The organism is Paenarthrobacter sp. DKR-5, assembly GCF_018531425.1.
Classification (GTDB): domain Bacteria; phylum Actinomycetota; class Actinomycetes; order Actinomycetales; family Micrococcaceae; genus DKR-5.
This window is the reverse complement of record NZ_JAHBOI010000001.1, coordinates 475,698-492,629: the sequence shown is the minus strand read 5'-3', so window position 1 is coordinate 492,629 and position 16,932 is coordinate 475,698. Positions and strand designations below refer to the sequence as shown.

Below are 16,932 nucleotides of genomic sequence, written 5' to 3'. Positions count from 1 at the left end.
AACATTGATGCGCATCGTGCGGCGCGCTGCCGCCGTCCTTGCCGCGGGCATGCTCGCGGCCGCAGTGGGTCTCACCGGGGCGGCCGCCCCTTCTGCCGCGCTGGCGCCGGCCCGGGCGGGGGCGGCCCCAATGTCCGTCCGTGACCTGGTACCCGACAACAACCAGCAGCAGATCATCGACGTCTTCGCCGCCATCAACTCCTACCGCGCCTCGCTCGGGCTGGCCGCCGTCAAGTACAACGTCACCGTCTCGGGCATGACCCAGCAGTGGTCGGACACAATCGCGGCCCAGGAGACCTTCAACCACAATCCCAACTTCCTCACGGACAGCCGGGCAGCCGGCTGGAACGCCGCGGGCGAAGTGATCGCGGTCCGCTGGGACCGCAATGCCGCCGGGCTGGTGGACTGGTGGAAGAACTCCCCGGCCCATAACGCCATCCTGACGAACCCGAAGATGAACGTGGTCGGTATCGGCATCACCTTCACGGACGGGAACCCCTCCACCACGCCCAACCGGTACGCGATGTACGGCGTCGTGAACTTCTACGGTTACTCCTCGCTGCCGGCAACCACCTTCGCGAACCCTTCGGCAGCTTTTGCCGGAACCTCCGGCTCGGGCAACAACCCCGGCTACAGTCCCGGCGACCCCGCCTGCCAGCCGCCCGCCAAGCAGATGCCGCCGACGGCGAACCTGCGCACGGCGTCGATCCGCAGCGGAGCGGACGTGGTGACGGTCGACGCCGGCGGAACCCTCCGCGACCAAGCGGCCACCGGCAGCGGAGGCCTTGGCGCCGCCCGCGTCATCGGGACCGGTTATACCGGTGTCCAACAGATTTTCACCACCGACTGGAACCGCGACGGCGTGTTCGACCTGCTCATCCAGTACTCCGACGGGCGTCTCGCGGTCCAGTACGGTCTGCTGTCCGGAGGCTTCCAGGCCGCCGTCGTCCTAGGGCAGTCGGGCTGGGACTCGATGCAGCTCGCCGTCGGGCAATGGTGCATGATGAACCGGCTCCCGCAGATCGCAGCCCTGGATCCGGCGGGCAACCTGTGGTTCTACCCGAACCGCCAGGACCAGGATCTGAACACGCGGCAGCTGCTTGCCTCCGGGCTGGCCGGCGCGACGATCACGATGGTGGATTTCGACGGCGACGGCTTCCAGGACATTCTGGCCCGTTCGGCCACGGGGACCCTGACGCTCTACCGCTCCAAGGGCAACCTGGCGCTCGTGGCCGAAAGCCGCCGCGCGGTCGGCTCCGGTTGGCAAGGGACGGTGGCCTCGGTCAGCGGATTCACCGGGCCCTCCTCTCGCGGTCTCATGCTCGCAACGCCGGACGGAACTGTGAGTTACTACCCGATCGGGGCGGGAGCCTTCGGCGCGCCGAGCAGGCTGCCCGGCAACTGGTCCGGTCTGGGCCTGGCGCGTTAGGTTTCGAGGATCCGCTTCAGATCCTCGAGCCGGGCCACCTCGGATTCCATGGCCTTCTGGATCACGCCGGACATCAGCCACAGCAGCCCCTTCGGCTGGTGGTCGAGGACGAAGCGGACCCGCGTGCAGGAACCCTCGGTGCTCAGGTAGTAGGCGCCGGTCGAGCGGATGGGCCCCGCCACGATCTTGAACTGCAGTTCGGCGCCGGGTTTGGCCACGGTGATCTCGTAATCGGCCGGCACCTCACGTCCGCTGGCGCCTGTCACCTTTTGTGAGTAGACGGCGCCAACGCTCCCGGCCGCCCCGGACCGCAAGGCGATGCTCCGGACGCTGTCGCGCCATTCGGCATTGTTCAGGCCATCCGCCAGGTAGCCGAACACCTGCAGCGCATCGCGGGCAACCAGAACCTCGTATTCGGCATGAGCCATTCGCGACCTCCAGGATCAAAACACCAACACCAACTGCGGCCGCTGCGGTCCCCGGACGCCGGCCTCAAGCACCAAGAGTAGGGGGAGGCACCCCCAGCGGCGTCATCCGGGCCACGGGCTTTGCCAAGTTGTTACCGGTCGGTCGCGCGGTCGTCCCCGGCAGGGAGGCCGATTTCGGTGCGCACGGCGAACAATTCGGGAAAGAAGGTCAGCTCCAGCGCCTTCTGCAGGAAACCGACTCCGCTGGACCCGCCGGTGCCGGCCTTGCTGCCAATGGTGCGCTGGACCGTCTTCAGGTGCCGGAACCGCCAGAACTGGAAGTTCTCCTCGAGGTCCACCAGTTCCTCGCACGCCTCATAGAGGTCCCAGTACTCACGGGCATGCTCGTAAATGAGCTTGAAGACCGGGACGAGTTCCGGGGTGAATTCGTGGGCCACCGTCACGTCCCGGCCGAGGACAGTCCGCGGAATGTCCAAGCCGCGGCGGCCCAGCAGGCGGAGGAACTCGTCGTAGATGCTGCTCGCTTCCAGCAGTTCGGCGAGCAGGGCGCGGGCGGCGGGGTCCGCGTCGAACACCTTGAGCATGGCGGCGTTCTTGTTGCCCAGGAGGAATTCGACGGCCCGGTACTGGTAGGACTGGAAGCCGCTGGAGGAGCCGAGGTCGCCGCGGAATTCGGCGTATTCGGTCGGGGTTAGCGTGGCGAGCACCGACCACTGCTCGGTCATGGACCGCTGGATGTGCTTGATGCGTGCGACGCCTTTCATGGCCCGGCGCAGGTCGTCCCGTGCCAGCGAGCCGCGGACGTCCCGGAGTTCGTGCAGCATGAGCTTGAGCCATAGTTCGCTGGTCTGGTGCGCGATGATGAAAAGCAGTTCGTCGTGATGTTCCGGGTTGCTCACCGGCTGCTGGGCGGAGAGCAACCGGTCCAGCTGCAGGTAACCGCCATAGGTCATTCTGCCGGCGAGGTCGGTCACGATGCCGTCCTCAAGCGCGCGGGTGTTGCGGTCAATCGGCATTGATGTCTCCGTCCGGATGCGGGCTTACGCTGTCTTGGTCCGCGGCCCCGGCTGCAGGGCGCGCATCACGGGCTCCACGGTACGTGCGGCGACCGGTCCCAGGACAGCCATGAGCAGCACATAGGTCGTGGCGAGGGCGGCCAGTTCGCCGGGGACCGCGCCGGAGGCGACGGCGAGGCCGGCGATCACGATCGAGAACTCCCCGCGGGCCACCAGGGCGGCCCCGGCCCGGGCCCGGCCGAATTTGGCGACGCCGGCCCGCTTCGCCGCCCACCAGCCGGTTGCCAGCTTGGTCAGCGTGGTGACGACCATCAGCAGTGCCGCCCAGCCCAGCACCGGCGGCAGGCTGGTGGGGTCGGTGCTGAGGCCGAACACTACGAAGAAGATCGCCGCGAACAGGTCCCGCAGCGGCGTGAGCATCAGCGATGCGTTGTGAGCGGTGGCACCGGAGATGGCGATGCCGAGCAGGAAGGCACCCACAGCGGTCGAGACGTTCATCGCGGAGGAGATTCCGGCGATCAGCAGGGCTGCCCCGATCATGCTGAGCAGGAAGACTTCGGCGTTTTCGCTGTCCACGATCGTGGAGACCTGCCGGCCGTAGCGCAGGGCCACGAGTAGCACGGCGCTGATCATCAGCAGGGATGCCCCGACGGCCTGCAGTCCGCCGACGAAGCTCACCCCGGCCAGCACGACGGTCAGGATCGGCAGGTACACGGCCATAGCGAGGTCTTCGAACACCAGCACCGCCAGCACCGCGGGCGTCTCGCGGTTGCCGATCCGGCCCAGGTCGGTGAGCACCTTGGCCGCGATGCTGGAAGAGGAAATGTAGGTGACTCCTGCCATGACGAGCGCACCCACCGGGCCCCACCCGAGCAGCCATGCTGCCGCGGCGCCCGGCGCAGCGTTGAGGACGACGTCGAGCAGCCCCGCCTGCCAGGAGCGGCGCAGCCCGGTGACCAGTTCACGCGCCGTGTATTCCAGGCCGAGCATCAACAGCAGCAGGATGACGCCGATCTCGCTGGCGAGGTGGCTGAAGGCGGCCATGCCCTCGAGCTTCATCAGGCCGCCGGAACCGAACGCGAGCCCCCCGAGCAGGTAGAACGGGATCGGCGACATGCCGATCCGACCGGCCAGCCGGGCCAGCAGCGCCAGCCCGAAAATGACCGCGCCAAGCTCAATCAGGGCGAGCGCGGTGGTCCCCATGGCTCAGCCGTTCCGCAGTATCTCGGCCGCAGCGTCGAGGCCGTCAAGCGTGCCGACGGCGACGAGAAGGTCCCCGGCGCGCAGCACGAAGTCCGGGCTGGGGGAGGGCTGTACCTGGCCGGCCCGCATCACGGCCACCACGGAGACCTTGGTGCGGGTGCGCAGGTGCGCGTCCCCCATGGGCCGGTTGTCGAACGGCGAGCCGGCCATAATGGAAAACTGGCGTGTGACCACGCCGGGAAACTCGGAGTGCTCCTCTGTGAGCTGCATGACGATCTGGTGGCCGCCGAGGAGGTTCCCCAGGGCGGATGCTTCCTCGCGGGTGAGCGGGATCGACGCGACGCACGCGTCCGGGTCATCGGGCTTGGAGACGATCAGTTCAGTGTCGCCGTCGCGGTAGGCCACCACGCCAACCCGCCGGCCCGATTCGGTGACCAGGTCCTTGCGCGTCCCGATACCGGGCAGCGGCGTCTCCTCCACGTTCATCCCTCCACCATAGTGCCGGCGCCGGAGCCGCGCAGCGGAGAGCGCACCGGAAGCAGAGCCAGCAGGCCGGCCAGGAGCACGACCAGGATGCCCACGATGCCCCAGCGCTGGGCGCCGGTAACGCTCACGAACAGGGCGAACAGCATCGGGGCGAGGAAGGAGACGGCCCGGCCGGTGGTGGCGTACAGGCCGAAGAGTTCCCCCGCCTGGCCCGGGGTCGCCAGCCGGGCCAGGAAGGTGCGGCTGGAGGACTGGGCTGGTCCGACAAACAGTGAGAGCAGCAAGCCGAAGACCCAGAAGGAGGCGCTTCCGCGCAGGAACAGCAGCGCCGTACCGGAGACCAGAAGGCCGAGCAGCGAGCCGACGATCACGGTCTTCGGTCCGAACCGGTCATCGAGGAAGCCAGCGCTGACCGCGCCGGCGGCAGCCACGACGTTCGCCGCGATGGCGAAGATCAGCACGTCACCCCGGCTGAAGCCGAAGGTTCCGACGGCGATGACCGCGCCGAAGGTGAAGACGGCGGCGAGGCCGTCCCTGAAAATGGCGCTGCTGAGCAGGAAGAAGAGCGTGCGCGGGTCCGTGCGGCCCAGCCGGCGGATCGTCCGCCACAGCTCCCGGTACGACTCGAAGAAGCCGAGCTTCGGGTGCGAGGGATCCCGCGGGTTCTCCGGCAGGGCGATGAGTACGGGGATGGCGAACAGCAGGAACCAGAGGGCCGAGAAGAGCGCGACGACGCGGATGTTCAGGCCGTCGTCGTGGGTGACGCCGAACCAGCCCACGGCGGGGGAAATGAACCCTGTGTAGACGACCAGCAGCGCCACGATGCCTCCGACATAGCCCATGGACCAGCCGAGCCCGCTGATCTTGCCGATGGTGCGCGCGGTGGAGATCTGCAGCAGCATCGCGTTGTAGTTGACCGACGCGAATTCGAAGAACACATGGCCGGCGGCGATCAGGGCCACACCGAGGAGCAAAAAGGATTCGGACGGCTGAACGAAAAAGCAGCCGGCCGTCAGCAGCGCCACCATCACCGAATTGGCGCCGAGCCAGAACTTGCGCCGGCCGCTGTGGTCCGAGCGCTGACCTGTGACCGGGGCGAACAAGGCGATCGCCAGGCCCGAGAGCCCGAGGCCGAACGCGAGAACGGCCGAGGCATGGTCCGCGCCGCCAAATGGGTCTCCGGTCAGGTACACGGTGAACACGAAAGTGGTCATGACCGCGTTGAAGGCGGCGGACCCCCAGTCCCAGGCGGCCCATGCCGCAATCTGGGCCTTGGTGGCCACGGCGCGCGGGGCCGGGGAAAAGCCGACCGGCTCGGTGGCTGGTCCGGCAGGCGGGGCGACGTCGCTCATACCGTGAATGCTAGCGGCCCCCGGGGCCCCCACCGGCCCCGGGCGCGAGGCTGCGTGTTACGAAGCGGTCTTTTCGGTTGCAGCCGAGCTTCCGCTCAAGGCAAGGATTTCAATGGAGGTCATGTTCGCCGCACTGGCGACAGCGGCGACGGATTCGCCCCTGCCAATGGCACTGCCAATGACGATGCTGAGATCCTCCTTGGCCTGGTCCGCTGCGTGTTCTGCCGATTCCAGCTGGGCAGCTGCCAGCCAGACATCATTTTCATTCGAGTTCATAGGAACCCTCAATTCCGGGGAGCCGTACCGAAAATTCTTAACGACTGGGGACCGGCTCCGCCAGTGCGCAACACTAGCACCGGCGGCTTAAGGCCACTTTCGCAGCCCAGGGTTGCGGCGGACGATCGACGCGTTCAGGGCAGTGGCGAACGCTGTCCAGGCCACGTACGGCGCTAGCAGCCAGCCTGCCGTCCGGTCGATCCGCGCGGCGCGGCGGACCAGCCCGAGGTTGGAGGCGTTCAGGGCTCCGAGCTCGGCCAAGGCCAGCGAGGGTTTCCGCGCCTTGAAGAAAATCCAGTTCCAGCCGGCGTTGAGTATCAGGTTCGCCCCGAAGGAAGCAGCGAACCGTCGCCTGGAGTCCGCGTCCGCCCGGTTCAGGGCGCGGGCCGCTGCCACGGCCATCAGCAGGTAGAGGGTGGTCCAAGCCGGTCCGAAGGCCCAGCCGGGCGGCTGCCAGGACGGCTTGTCCAGGCGCCGGTACCAGTGGGACCCGGGGTCGGTGCCAAGGGAACCTACCACGGCGGTTGCGGTGACGGCCGCGGCCGCAGCGGCGGCATGGCGGGTGGCTGGGCGCATGCGGGCAGTCTAGTCCCGCACTGCCGCCCGCGTCAGCCCTCAGCCGCTTCAGCCGTGGGCCCAGGACCCCAGCAATGCGGCGGGCAGGCCGAGAGTGACCGTCCTGCCGTCCAGCTCCACGGTGAGGCGGCGGCGCCCGGTGTCGGGCTCGACGTCGGAATAGGCCGGATCGGGAAGCACCGGGAGGGTCGTTTCCTGCAGCCAGCGGGTGTCCGCGGGAGCGGCGCTGAAGGCACCGTCCGCGGCGAGCGCCCGGAAGAACGGAAGCAATGTCGCCACGCCGGCTAGGCGCACGCCCGTCAGCGCGCGGCGGGCGGACGCCAGGGCCGCGCCGCGGCTTCCCGCGGCGGTGACCAGCTGCGCCACGGGCCCGGGACGGCTGAGCACGACCGGTGACCCGGCTTGCACCGCCCAGGTCACAGCCTCCTCATCGGCGCCCTCAATGCTCTCCACGGTGCCGGCGGCGGGAAGAAACCCCCGGCCCGCGTCCTCGGCGAAGATGTCGAACAGGAACGCGTGCCGGTGCGCCGGTTCGGGAAGCGCTGCCTCCAGCAGGGCGCCCCCGGCCAGGTCCAGCTGCAGGCCGACCAGGTCCACCCCCGCGGCCGCTTCGGTGAGTGCGAAGACCGGGTCGAGGCCCGGACGGACGCCCGTCAGCACGATCCGGTCCCAATGGACCTGCGCCTCCACCGTGGCGAGGCCGGTCAGGCCCCGGGCGGCTCCGGTCGCCAGGTCCAGCAGCCGGGCTCCGGCGGTGGTGCCCAGCGCGGCGGGCGCCTCCGCGGCGAGCACCGCGCCGCGTCGCTGCAGTGAGACGTTCCGCGTGCCCAGGCTGGTGATAGCGCCCGTGCGGTCCGCGGCGAGCTGCACCTGGACGGCCAGCGGTGCGGGGCTGTCCGGTGAGCAGGCATCGTCCAGAGGGGCGGTGTCTTCCTGCAGGGGGCGTCTGCCGGATGGGTCTCCGATCCAGACCCGGCCGCCCCGGGTGACGGCTGCGGCGAAGAGCGGGTCCGCCGCGAGCCCCGAGGTTCCCGGGTGCACGGCGTCGGCACCGCTCAGGCGCAGGACGGCGAGCAGCCGCCGGCGGTCCAGATAGGCGTTCTGTGCGGCCGGCCCGCCGAGAGCAAAGGCCTCGTCCGCAGCAAGGACGTGCGGGGCATCGGCGTCGGCGTCGGAGTACACGGCGACCGTCCACAGCCCCCGGGCGCGGCAGGCGCGGATGATCCGGACGGCGGCGGTGCCATGGTCGGCCACCAGCACTGTCCTCATGCGCGTACTCCTGCCATGGCCGGTGCCGTGGCTCCGGCTGCCGCGTCGTGGTCGGCGACGGTAAAGCGCACCTGGCCGCCAAGCGGAACCTGTGCCGCCCGGTCCAGATCCTCGTCGGCGAGCACCGCGATGACCGGGTAGCCGCCGGTGACGGGATGGTCGGCAAGGAAGAGGACGGGCAGGCCGTTCGGCGGGACCTGGACCGCCCCGGCGACGGTGCCCTCGCTGGGCAGCTCGGCGGGCAGCCCGGCACCGGACAGGCGCTCCAGGGCGACTCCCTCCAGGCGCAGGCCCACACGGTTTGATTGGGGCGTCACCGTCCAGTCCTGGCTGCACAGCCGGTCCAGCATGTCCGGGCTGAACCAGTCCTGCCGCGGCCCCGGCACGATCCGCAGCACGACCGGTCCCGCTGCGGGGGCGGGCTGGGGCTCGGGGGCGCCCACGACGGCGCCGAGCCCGGCAGGCTTCACGCCCAGCAGGGTGCCCTCGGACACCGGGGCCGGTCCGAGACCGGACAGTGTGTCGGTGGCCCGGCTGCCGAGCACCGGCGGAAGGTCCAGCCCCCCGCGCACGGCGACGTAGCTCCGCATCCCCGCGGCCGGGCTGCCCAGAGTGAGCACCTCCCGGTCGCGCAGCACGAATGCCGTATCCAGCGGCGCGGTCCGCTCGCCGTCGTCGCCGCTGACCGTCAGGTCCGCCACGGCGCCGGAGACCGCGAGGACGTGGTCCCCGGAGGCTTCGAGCCGGAGGCCGCCGTAGACCGTTTCCAGCACGGCTTCAGCCGGGGGGTTGCCGGCAATCCTGTTGGCACGGGCCGCCGCGGCGCGGTCGAGGGCGCCGGAGGCGCCGACGCCGAGGTCCGCAAAGCCGGGGCGTCCGAGGTCCTGCACCAGCGTTTGAAGCCCTGGGGAGTGCACCAGTAAACCCGGGCCGGCAGCAGAACCCGTCTGTGCCGGGGCTTGTCCGGAGGACGGCTGCGCCGCCAGCGTGGCCGTGGCCCGGACGGCGCGGTAGCGGACCCGGTTGCCCGGCCGCACGAGGGCCGGGTCCTGGCGGTCCAGGTCCCACATCGCGGCCGTGGTGCGGCCGATCAGCTGCCAGCCGCCGGGCGAGGTTCGCGGATACACAGCCGAGTAGGTGCCCGCCAGGCTGACGGACCCGGCAGGCACAGCGGTGCGCGGGCTGGGGCGCCGCGGCACCTCCAGCCGGGCGTCCTCTCCCACGAGGTAGGCGAAGCCCGGAGCGAAGCCGCAGAACGCCGCCGTCCACAGCTGCCCGGTGTGCGCGGCGACGACGCCGTCGCGGCCAAGGCCCGTCAGCTCGCCGACGGCGTCGAGGTCTTCGCCGTCGTAGACGACGTCGATCTCCACCAGGCTTCCGTCCCCGGCGGAGACTTCGTCGAGTTCCAGCGAGCGGAGGAAGCCCGCCATGGCCGCCGCGGCCGCCGGCGAGGACAGTTTCAGGAGCACCGTGCTGTCGGCGGGCACCGCGTCAACCAGTCCGGGTTGAGGCCGTTCGGCCAGGGCGGCCTTCAGCGCCAGCACGCCGGCCAGTCCGTCGACCTCGGCGAGCAGCGCCCGGTTGCCGACCGGGCGCACCCCGCGGATCCTGCGGTCCATGGCTAGACGAAGCTGCGGATGGTCAGGCCGGCATCGAGCAGCGCTTCGCGGACGCTGCCGGCCATGGCGACGGCGCCCGGCGAGTCGCCGTGCACGCAGATGCTCTCCGCCCGCACCGGGATGATGCTCCCGTCCACGGCCCTGATCCTGCCGTCGGTGGCCATCCGCAGCACGTGTTCGGCCACCTGCGTCGGATCGTGCAGCACGGCGCCTGCGACACTGCGCGAGACCAGGGTGCCGTCCGGGTTGTAGGCGCGGTCGGCAAACGCCTCGGGAACAGTGCGCAGCCCGGCTGCCTCCGCCTGCCGCTCGACCACCGAGTCGGGAAGCACGAGCAGGGGCAGGGATGCATCGAACGCCCGGATCGCGTCGACGACGGCGCGGGCCTGCGCCTCATGGTGCACGATGGCGTTGTAGAGACCGCCGTGCGGCTTCACATAGCGGATGGCTTCGCCCTGGACGGCAGCGATCGCAGCGAGCGCACCGAGCTGGTAGACGACGTCGTCGGCCAGTTCCACCGGGTCCATGTCGATGAAGCGGCGGCCGAATCCGGCCAGGTCGCGGTAGCCCACATGCGCTCCGACGGTCACGCCGGCGGCCTTCGCGGCGCTCACCGTGCGCCGGAGCGTTCCCGGATCCCCGGCGTGGAACCCGCAGGCGACGTTGGCGCTGGAAACGGAGGAGAACATCGCGGCGTCGTCGCCCAAGGTCCAGCGGCCGTAGGACTCGCCTACGTCGCTGTTAAGGTCGATGCCGTGGCTGGTTGTAGAACTCATTGTGATCCTCGTCTCGTACGGACTTGGATCCAGCATGACGCATTTCCAGAGATTGTTCAACAATCATGGCTGATTACTTCGCGGCCGGCTCCGTCGGCTGGTCATGCACCACCAGCACGGGGCAGGCCGCGTGCTCGACGCAGGCCGAGCTGACCGACCCGAGCAGTAGCCCGCGGAAGCCGCCCTGGCCGCGCCGGCCCAGGATGAGCAGGCGGGCGCCGCGGGCCTTCTCCAGCAGGACCTCCGCGGGATGCCCGCGCACCACCGAAGAGGTCAGGGCCGCGGGCGGACTGCTGCCGAATGCGCGCTCCACTGCCTCCCCGAGCACGCGCTCCATCTCCTCCTCTAGGCGGCCGAGGGGGAGGGGACGCGGTGAATCCCAGCAGGCGACGGCTTCGATCGTCGTCTCGAGCGCCGGCGCCAGCCGGCTGGCGAGCCGCAGCGCCTGCACGGACGCGGCGGAACCGTCGACGCCGACGACGACGCGGGCTGCCGCTGCTGGCTCGTCCATGGCCGGGCTCCTCCGTGCTGGGTTTTCGTCCTCAGCATCGCCCGCACCCCGGAGAGCGCGGCAGGGCCGAAGGTCACCGGGCCGGTCCGCCGTCTATGCCTTTACTGGAATGTGTTCCTAGCCCCTGACCATCTTTGGCCAAGCGTGCGGAGACCATCGTGCTGATAGTGCTCACCATCCACTTCATGGTGGCGCTAGGGGCGCCCTTCCTGTTCCGCTGGTTCGGCACCGTGCCGGTGTCCGCCCACATGGTCGGCCGCGCCGGTTACCGGACGAAGCGGCTGCGCAAGGACCTGCTTACGGCCGACGACCTGGACCAGGTCGTTGAAGCTGCAGCACGGTCCGAGGCCGGGGCGCGCGCGGGGCGCGACGCCGACGGCCGGGACAGTTAAACCTCGTCGCGGTTCTTCTTGAACCGGGCGGCGGCGTGCGAGGCGCCCCGGCCGGCCAGGACGTGGATGACGGCGGCGACGGCGGCGGACACGACCGCGAACGTCAGTGCTGCGCGCAGGCTGTTCTCGGGGTCGTCCAGGTCCTTCGGCGGACGCTTGCCCGTGCCCCGCTCCCATGCGGCGTCGAGCACCTTGTTGGCGGCAATACCGGCGCCAATGGTGAGCCCCGTGCTCAGCAGCTTAAACAGCAGGTTCATTGTTGCTCCGTTCCTCAGCCGGCTTACAATCCGGGTTCCAGCGTAACCCAGAGGCCGGCCGGCGCGGGTGAGGGTTCAGCCACGTCCGTGCGCTGCGGGCCCTCCCGGCGCTGACCTGCCCGGTATAGACTGAGCGTGCTGAAAAATCAGCGCATCAACGACAGGGGAGCGCCGGGTCACCGCCCGGCCGAACGGATCCGCCAGGACCGTCACGGCCGGAAAGACACTGGGCGCTGAGAGTGCGGCCCACCGCAGACCCTCGAACCTGCTCCGGCTAGTACCGGCGAAGGGAGTCGAGTTCTCAGAGCTGCCGCGCACCGCGCGGAACTCTCCCCTCCTGTAGCTCAGGAGGAATCCAATGACTGCCCAGGAAGCAGCTCCCAAGAAGCCCACCTACCAGTGGCGCGTGGTGGACATCGTCGTGGCCGCCGTCGTCGCGGTCGCGGTCGGCGTCATCTTCTGGATCTGGGACCAGATTTACGTCGGCGTCGAAGCCGTCACGGCCGCCTTCCCGCCGCTGAGCGGGCTGTATTCCGGCGGCTGGCTGATCGCCGGCGTCCTCGGCGCCCTGATCATCCGCAAGCCGGGAGCCGCCATCTTCTGCGAGATCCTCGCCGCCGTCGTGGAGGCCCTGCTGGGGTCCCAGTTCGGTGTGGCGGTGCTGCTCTCGGGGCTCGTCCAGGGCCTCGGTGCGGAGGTCGTCTTCGCAATCTTCCGCTACCGCCGGTGGTCCCTGCCGGTCGCGCTGCTGGCCGGCCTGGGGTCGGGGCTCGCGCTCGGCGTCAGCGAGGTCCTGCTCTACTTCGTGGAGTGGGAGTTCGGCTGGCAGCTGCTGTACGTCATTTTCGCCGCCGTCTCGGGCGTCATCATCGCTGGCCTGCTGTCGTGGCTCGCGGTGCGCGGACTCGCCCGGACCGGCGCGCTCTCGGCCTTCGCCGCCGGCCGCAGCGCCGACGTCTAAGTGACCTCCCGCCCAGCCCCGCCGGCGCCGGGACGGCCGGCCGCCATCCGCGCGCGCGGGTGGGGCTGGCGGCATGCCGGACGGAAGGCCTTTGCCGTCAGCGGACTCGACCTGGACATCGCCCCTGGTGAGCGGGTCCTGCTGCTGGGCGCCTCCGGGGCGGGAAAGTCGACGCTGCTGCACGCCCTGGCGGGGGTCCTCGGTGCGGCCGAGGAGGGGGAGGAGCGCGGGTCCCTGACCCTCGACGGCGCCCCGGCCTCCGGTGTGCGCGGCAGGGCCGGCCTGGTCCTGCAGGACCCCGACAGCCAGACGGTCCTCGCCCGCGTCGGGGACGAAGTGGCCTTCGGCGCGGAGAACCTCGCGGTGCCGCGGGAACAGATCTGGCCGCGGGTGCGCTCGGCGCTGGGCGACGTCGGGCTGGACCTGCCGCTGGACCACTCCACAAGCGCCCTTTCGGGCGGCCAGAAGCAACGGCTGGCCCTGGCCGGGGCGCTGGCCATGGAACCGGGGCTCCTCCTGCTGGACGAGCCGACGGCGAACCTCGATCCGGATGGTGTCACCGAGGTGCGCGACGCCGTCCGGCGCGTCGTGGACCGGACCGGCGCCACCCTCGTCGTCGTCGAGCACCGGGTGGCGGTCTGGGCGGACGTGGTGGACCGGGTGGTCGTTCTGGCGGCCGGGGGCGGGATCCTGGCCGACGGCACTCCGCAGCAGGTGCTCGGCCGTGCCGCGTCCCGGGACGAACTGGCACGTGCGGGCATCTGGGTCCCCGGCGTGCGGCCGGCGACGCGAGCTGAGCAGCGCCGGAGCGGCGCCGTGCTGTCCCCGGTGCCTTCCGCCGGGCCGGCGGCGCACGGGGAAGCCTTGCTCGAGGCGGAGCAGCTGACCGTGGCGCGTCTGCGCCGCGGTGCTGCGGTCGTGCAGGACGTGTCGCTGCAGCTCCGCCGCGGACAGGCACTGAGCATCGTGGGTCCCAACGGCGCCGGCAAGTCGACGCTGGCCCTGACCCTTGCCGGACTGCTGCCGCCGTCCCGCGGCAGGCTCGAGGCGCTCGCTCCGCTGGACCGCGGGGCAGGACCTGCGCCGCACCGCTGGCGCTCCGCCGAGCTGGTGACACGGATCGGGTCCGTGTTCCAGGAACCCGAACACCAGTTCCTGACCGCGCGGGTGATCGACGAGCTCGAATTCGGCCCGCGCCGTGTCGCCGGGCTGTCGGCCGCCGACGCGCGGGCGAAGGTGGAGGAGCTGATTGTCCGGCTGCGGCTTGGTCACCTGCTCCAAGCCAACCCGTTCACGCTGTCCGGCGGCGAGAAGCGCAGGCTCTCGGTGGCCACCATGCTCGCCACCGGCCCGGACATCCTGATGCTCGACGAACCAACCTTCGGCCAGGACGCGCATACCTGGGCGGAGTTGGTGGACCTGCTCGACGGGCTGGTCATGGAAGGACGGACAGTGGTGTCCGTGACCCACGACGAGGACTACACGGCCGTGCTCAGCGATTCCGTGATCCGCATCGATGGCGGCCAGGCGGCCCTGGCAGGAGCGGACCGGTGAGCGTCGACATCCTTGGTCCTTCCATCGCGGACTCCGTGCTGGCACGGGCGAACCCGGTGTCGAAGCTGCTCGCCGCCCTCGTGCTGACCGTGGCCCTGCTGCTTAGCGTCGACTGGGTGTCGGCGTCCGTAGCACTGGCCTGCGAACTGTGCCTGCTGCCGCTGCTGGCGGTGGGGCCGCTCCAGCTGCTCAAGCGCATCTGGCCCCTGGTGGTGGCCGCCGCAGTGGCCGCCTACGGGACGGCGCTGCTGGCACCGAAGACCGGGGCGGTGCTGCTCGCTCTCGGTCCGGTCATCTTCACCGCCGGATCGGTAGCGTCCGGGGCGGCAATCGGGCTGCGCGGCCTGGCCATCGCCCTGCCCGGGGTGTTCCTGCTGCTCTCCACCGATCCGACCGACCTCGCCGACGGGCTCGCCCAGAAACTGCGGCTGCCGCACCGGTTCGTGCTTGGCGCCCTGGCCGGGATGAGGCTGGCGGGCCTGCTGGTGGACGAGTGGCGCGTCCTGGGCCTGGCCCGCCGGGCCCGCGGGGTGGGTGCCGGGAACAACCCGGTGGCCCGGTTGAAGTCCTTCGCCGGCCAGGCCTTCGGCCTGATGGTGCAGGCCATCCGGCGGGCCACCCGGCTGGCGGTGGCGATGGAGGCGCGAGGCTTCGGCGGCGTCGTCGACGGCAAGGCTGCCCCCCGCACATGGGCGCGGGAATCGGTCTTCACCAGGCGGGACCTGTGGGTCCTGGCCGGCGGCACGGCGATCGCCGCGCTCGCTGTCGCGGCCGCCGTTGCCGCCGGCACCTGGAACTTCGTCTTCGTCTAGGGCGTCTCCGGACTGAAACCCGGGCCCGCGGCCGTCAGCCGGCGAGGGCTTTGGCGAGGTCCCCGGTGAGGTCTGCCAGATCCTCCAGGCCCACGGAAAGCCGAAGGACGCCGTCGGACAGGCCGATCGCAGCCCGGCCCTCCTCGCCCATGGCGCGATGCGTGGTGGTGGCAGGGTGCGTGATCAGGCTCTTGGAATCGCCCAGGTTGTTGGAAATGTCGATCACGCGCAGGCCGTTGAGCAGCTTGAAAGCCGCTTCCTTGCCGCCGGCGACTTCGAATGTCAGCACGGTCCCGCCGGCCTTCATCTGCCGGCTGGCCAGCTCGTACTGCGGGTGGGAGGGCAGCAGCGGATACTTGACCCAGTTGATCCCGGGCTGCTGCTCAAGGAACTCCGCAAGGCTCAGTGCCGAGCCGCAGGAGGCGTTGACCCGCAGCGAGAGCGTTTCGAGCCCCTTGAGCAGCACCCAGGCGTTGAAGGCGCTCAAGGCAGGCCCCGTGTGCCGCATGAGCGTCTTGACCGGGCCTTCGATGAATTCCTTCGTGCCCAGGATCGCGCCGCCCAGCACGCGGCCTTGGCCGTCGATGTGCTTGGTCCCGGAGTAGACGATGACGTCCGCGCCGAAATCCCCGCAGCGCTGCAGCAGCGGAGTGGCGAAGACATTGTCGACGACGACGGTGGCCCCCGCGGCGTGCGCGAGGTCCGCAACTGCCTGGATGTCCACGATTTCCTGCATCGGGTTGGACGGCGTTTCGAAGAAGACGGCCGTTGCCGGCGTCGCCAGCGCTTCGCGCCACTGGTCCAGGTCGGGTCCGTCGACGAACACGGTCTCCACGCCCCAGCGGGGGAGGATCTCGTTCAGGATCACGAAGCAGGAACCGAACAGGGACCGGGCGGCCACGACCCGGTCTCCGGCCCCCAGCAGGGCGCCGAGGGCGGTGAACACGGCGGACATGCCGCTGGCCGTCGCGAAGCAGGCCTCGGTGCCTTCGAGCAGGCGCAGACGTTCCTGGAACGCCGCGACGGTCGGGTTGCCGTAGCGGGAGTAGACGAAACGTTCCGACTTACCGGTGAACGCCGCCTCGGCCGCCTCGGCGGACTCGTAGACGAACCCGGAGGTGAGGAACAGGGCCTCGGAGGTCTCATGGAAGTTGGTGCGGTCCAGGCCGCCGCGGACCGCCTGCGTGGCTGCCCCCCAGGCACCGTCTTCGCGGGTCACTTCGTCCATGCCAATCCCCTGACCTTCCATCCGGCGACGTTGCGCACGCCGTATTCGTCGGCGTCGCCCTCGAAGCCCTCCAGCACGTTGTAGGCGGTGTACCCGGCAGCCGCGGCAGCCTGCGCCGCCGCCGCCGAACGGGCTCCGGACCGGCACAGGAACACCAGATCGCGGCCGCGGTCCTCCTCGCCCAGCGCATCCTTGAGCTGGTCCAGGAACGCGTTGTTGGGCACGCCGCCGTTGAGGTTCCACTGCACGAAGAGCGGCTTTCGGCCCAGCGCACTGGTGTCCGGCACACCGATGTGCTTCCACTCGGAAACGCTGCGGACGTCCACCAGCAGGGCGCCGTCAGCGAGCTTCTGCCACGCCTGCTGCGGGGTCAGATCCTCGACGTAGCTCATTCGCCCGTCCCCTTGAGCACGAGGGCCTGGGCTGCGATGACGCGCTCCCCGTTGAAAGTGACGGAGGGACTGCCGTGCAGCTCGTAGCCTTCGTCGAGGGCAGCGCTGATGCGCTCACAGAAAGTTCGGTCGTCCGGGCCCGTCAGCAGGCGGTACCGGAGTTTGCTGGTGTCTTCAGCCAAAGCGGGCTCCTCAGTCCATGCCGGAACCAAGCGGGAAGGCCTCGGGGCTCGTCCGTCCCCCGGGGAACGTCGGCCGGGGCCGGGTGGTTCACGCTTGCAATCCGTCGAAACGTTATGCCGAGTATTCACCTGAGGCACCCCGCCGGACCGGAGGGTTGCCGACCAGCAAGTCAGGGCTTGGTGCTGGTACTCATTACTCCCTGCCAACGTAGC

The 16,932-nt window shown here is 70.2% G+C and carries 20 protein-coding genes and 2 riboswitches; of the genes, 5 read left to right on the top strand and 15 right to left on the bottom strand.

Going from position 1 to position 16,932, the window contains the following annotated elements:
- Positions 1-7: 7 nt before the first annotated feature.
- Positions 8-1,429 (top strand): CAP domain-containing protein, encoded by a 1,422-nt coding sequence (locus KIH31_RS02425; protein ID WP_214425453.1) that lies wholly within the window; start codon positions 8-10, stop codon positions 1,427-1,429.
- On the opposite strand, the gene KIH31_RS02420 is transcribed toward KIH31_RS02425, so the two are convergent.
- From KIH31_RS02420 to KIH31_RS02370, 11 genes are all read right to left on the bottom strand, one after another.
- The gene (locus KIH31_RS02420; protein WP_214425452.1) at positions 1,426-1,857 is read right to left on the bottom strand and encodes an SRPBCC family protein; all 432 of its coding nucleotides are present in this window, start codon (positions 1,855-1,857) and stop codon (positions 1,426-1,428) included. The genes KIH31_RS02425 and KIH31_RS02420 overlap by 4 nt on opposite strands.
- A 131-nt stretch (positions 1,858-1,988) precedes the next feature.
- Positions 1,989-2,873, bottom strand: coding sequence for a tryptophan 2,3-dioxygenase (locus tag KIH31_RS02415; RefSeq protein WP_214425451.1), 885 nt, complete (start codon positions 2,871-2,873; stop codon positions 1,989-1,991).
- Positions 2,874-2,897: 24 nt separating this feature from the next.
- Entirely contained in the window at positions 2,898-4,076 is a 1,179-nt protein-coding gene (locus KIH31_RS02410; RefSeq protein ID WP_214425450.1) for a cation:proton antiporter, read from the bottom strand.
- A gap of 3 nt (positions 4,077-4,079) precedes the next feature.
- A complete protein-coding gene (locus KIH31_RS02405; RefSeq protein WP_214425449.1) occupies positions 4,080-4,562 on the bottom strand; it encodes a cation:proton antiporter regulatory subunit in 483 nt (160 codons plus the stop codon).
- A complete protein-coding gene (locus KIH31_RS02400; protein ID WP_214425448.1) occupies positions 4,559-5,914 on the bottom strand; it encodes an MFS transporter in 1,356 nt (451 codons plus the stop codon). The genes KIH31_RS02405 and KIH31_RS02400 overlap by 4 nt, the downstream gene beginning before the upstream one ends.
- 57 nt (positions 5,915-5,971) lie before the next feature.
- Positions 5,972-6,190: a hypothetical protein gene (locus KIH31_RS02395; RefSeq protein WP_214425447.1), complete on the bottom strand. Its 219-nt coding sequence runs from the start codon at positions 6,188-6,190 to the stop codon at positions 5,972-5,974.
- Between the two features lie 87 nt (positions 6,191-6,277).
- On the bottom strand, positions 6,278-6,766 hold the full coding sequence (locus tag KIH31_RS02390; RefSeq protein ID WP_214425446.1) for a TspO/MBR family protein: 489 nt from the start codon (positions 6,764-6,766) through the stop codon (positions 6,278-6,280).
- A 48-nt stretch (positions 6,767-6,814) separates the two neighbouring features.
- Entirely contained in the window at positions 6,815-8,035 is a 1,221-nt protein-coding gene (locus KIH31_RS02385; protein ID WP_214425445.1) for a biotin carboxylase N-terminal domain-containing protein, read from the bottom strand.
- Positions 8,032-9,654, bottom strand: a complete 1,623-nt coding sequence (locus KIH31_RS02380; RefSeq protein WP_214425444.1) for a 5-oxoprolinase/urea amidolyase family protein — start codon at positions 9,652-9,654, stop codon at positions 8,032-8,034. Before KIH31_RS02380 ends, KIH31_RS02385 begins: the two co-directional genes overlap by 4 nt.
- A 2-nt stretch (positions 9,655-9,656) precedes the next feature.
- Positions 9,657-10,430, bottom strand: a complete 774-nt coding sequence (locus tag KIH31_RS02375) for a LamB/YcsF family protein (protein WP_214425443.1) — start codon at positions 10,428-10,430, stop codon at positions 9,657-9,659.
- 73 nt (positions 10,431-10,503) lie between these two features.
- Entirely contained in the window at positions 10,504-10,941 is a 438-nt protein-coding gene (locus KIH31_RS02370) for a universal stress protein (RefSeq protein WP_214425442.1), read from the bottom strand.
- Between the two features lie 158 nt (positions 10,942-11,099).
- On the opposite strand from KIH31_RS02370, the gene KIH31_RS02365 reads away from it, so the two are divergent.
- Positions 11,100-11,333 carry a hypothetical protein gene (locus tag KIH31_RS02365; protein WP_374224837.1) on the top strand — a complete coding sequence of 78 codons (234 nt, stop codon included), beginning with the start codon at positions 11,100-11,102 and terminating at the stop codon, positions 11,331-11,333.
- On the opposite strand, the gene KIH31_RS02360 is transcribed toward KIH31_RS02365, so the two are convergent.
- Entirely contained in the window at positions 11,330-11,590 is a 261-nt protein-coding gene (locus tag KIH31_RS02360) for a DUF4235 domain-containing protein (RefSeq protein WP_214425441.1), read from the bottom strand. The genes KIH31_RS02365 and KIH31_RS02360 overlap by 4 nt on opposite strands.
- Positions 11,591-11,742: 152 nt before the next feature.
- Positions 11,743-11,899: riboswitch (TPP riboswitch) on the top strand.
- A 49-nt stretch (positions 11,900-11,948) separates the two neighbouring features.
- Here KIH31_RS02360 and KIH31_RS02355 point away from each other — a divergent pair.
- Genes KIH31_RS02355 through KIH31_RS02345 form a run of 3 tightly spaced genes read left to right on the top strand, consistent with a single transcriptional unit; the run spans position 11,949 to position 14,917 of the window.
- Entirely contained in the window at positions 11,949-12,551 is a 603-nt protein-coding gene (locus KIH31_RS02355; protein ID WP_214425440.1) for an ECF transporter S component, read from the top strand.
- Positions 12,552-14,105, top strand: coding sequence for an ABC transporter ATP-binding protein (locus KIH31_RS02350; RefSeq protein WP_214425439.1), 1,554 nt, complete (start codon positions 12,552-12,554; stop codon positions 14,103-14,105). It begins immediately after the preceding gene.
- Complete coding sequence (locus tag KIH31_RS02345) at positions 14,102-14,917, top strand: energy-coupling factor transporter transmembrane protein EcfT (protein ID WP_214425438.1); 816 nt, start codon at positions 14,102-14,104, stop codon at positions 14,915-14,917. Before KIH31_RS02350 ends, KIH31_RS02345 begins: the two co-directional genes overlap by 4 nt.
- Positions 14,918-14,951: 34 nt before the next feature.
- Here the strand turns inward: KIH31_RS02345 and KIH31_RS02340 are convergent, their stop codons facing one another.
- From KIH31_RS02340 to KIH31_RS02330, 3 genes are read right to left on the bottom strand one after another with little or no spacing between them, the layout of a single operon-like run.
- On the bottom strand, positions 14,952-16,145 hold the full coding sequence (locus KIH31_RS02340) for an O-succinylhomoserine sulfhydrylase (RefSeq protein WP_214425437.1): 1,194 nt from the start codon (positions 16,143-16,145) through the stop codon (positions 14,952-14,954).
- Positions 16,133-16,537, bottom strand: a complete 405-nt coding sequence (locus tag KIH31_RS02335) for a rhodanese-like domain-containing protein (protein WP_214425436.1) — start codon at positions 16,535-16,537, stop codon at positions 16,133-16,135. Before KIH31_RS02335 ends, KIH31_RS02340 begins: the two co-directional genes overlap by 13 nt.
- On the bottom strand, positions 16,534-16,719 hold the full coding sequence (locus KIH31_RS02330) for a DUF1737 domain-containing protein (protein ID WP_214425435.1): 186 nt from the start codon (positions 16,717-16,719) through the stop codon (positions 16,534-16,536). Before KIH31_RS02330 ends, KIH31_RS02335 begins: the two co-directional genes overlap by 4 nt.
- 85 nt (positions 16,720-16,804) lie before the next feature.
- Positions 16,805-16,917, bottom strand: a riboswitch (SAM riboswitch).
- Between the last annotated feature and the right edge of the window lie 15 nt (positions 16,918-16,932).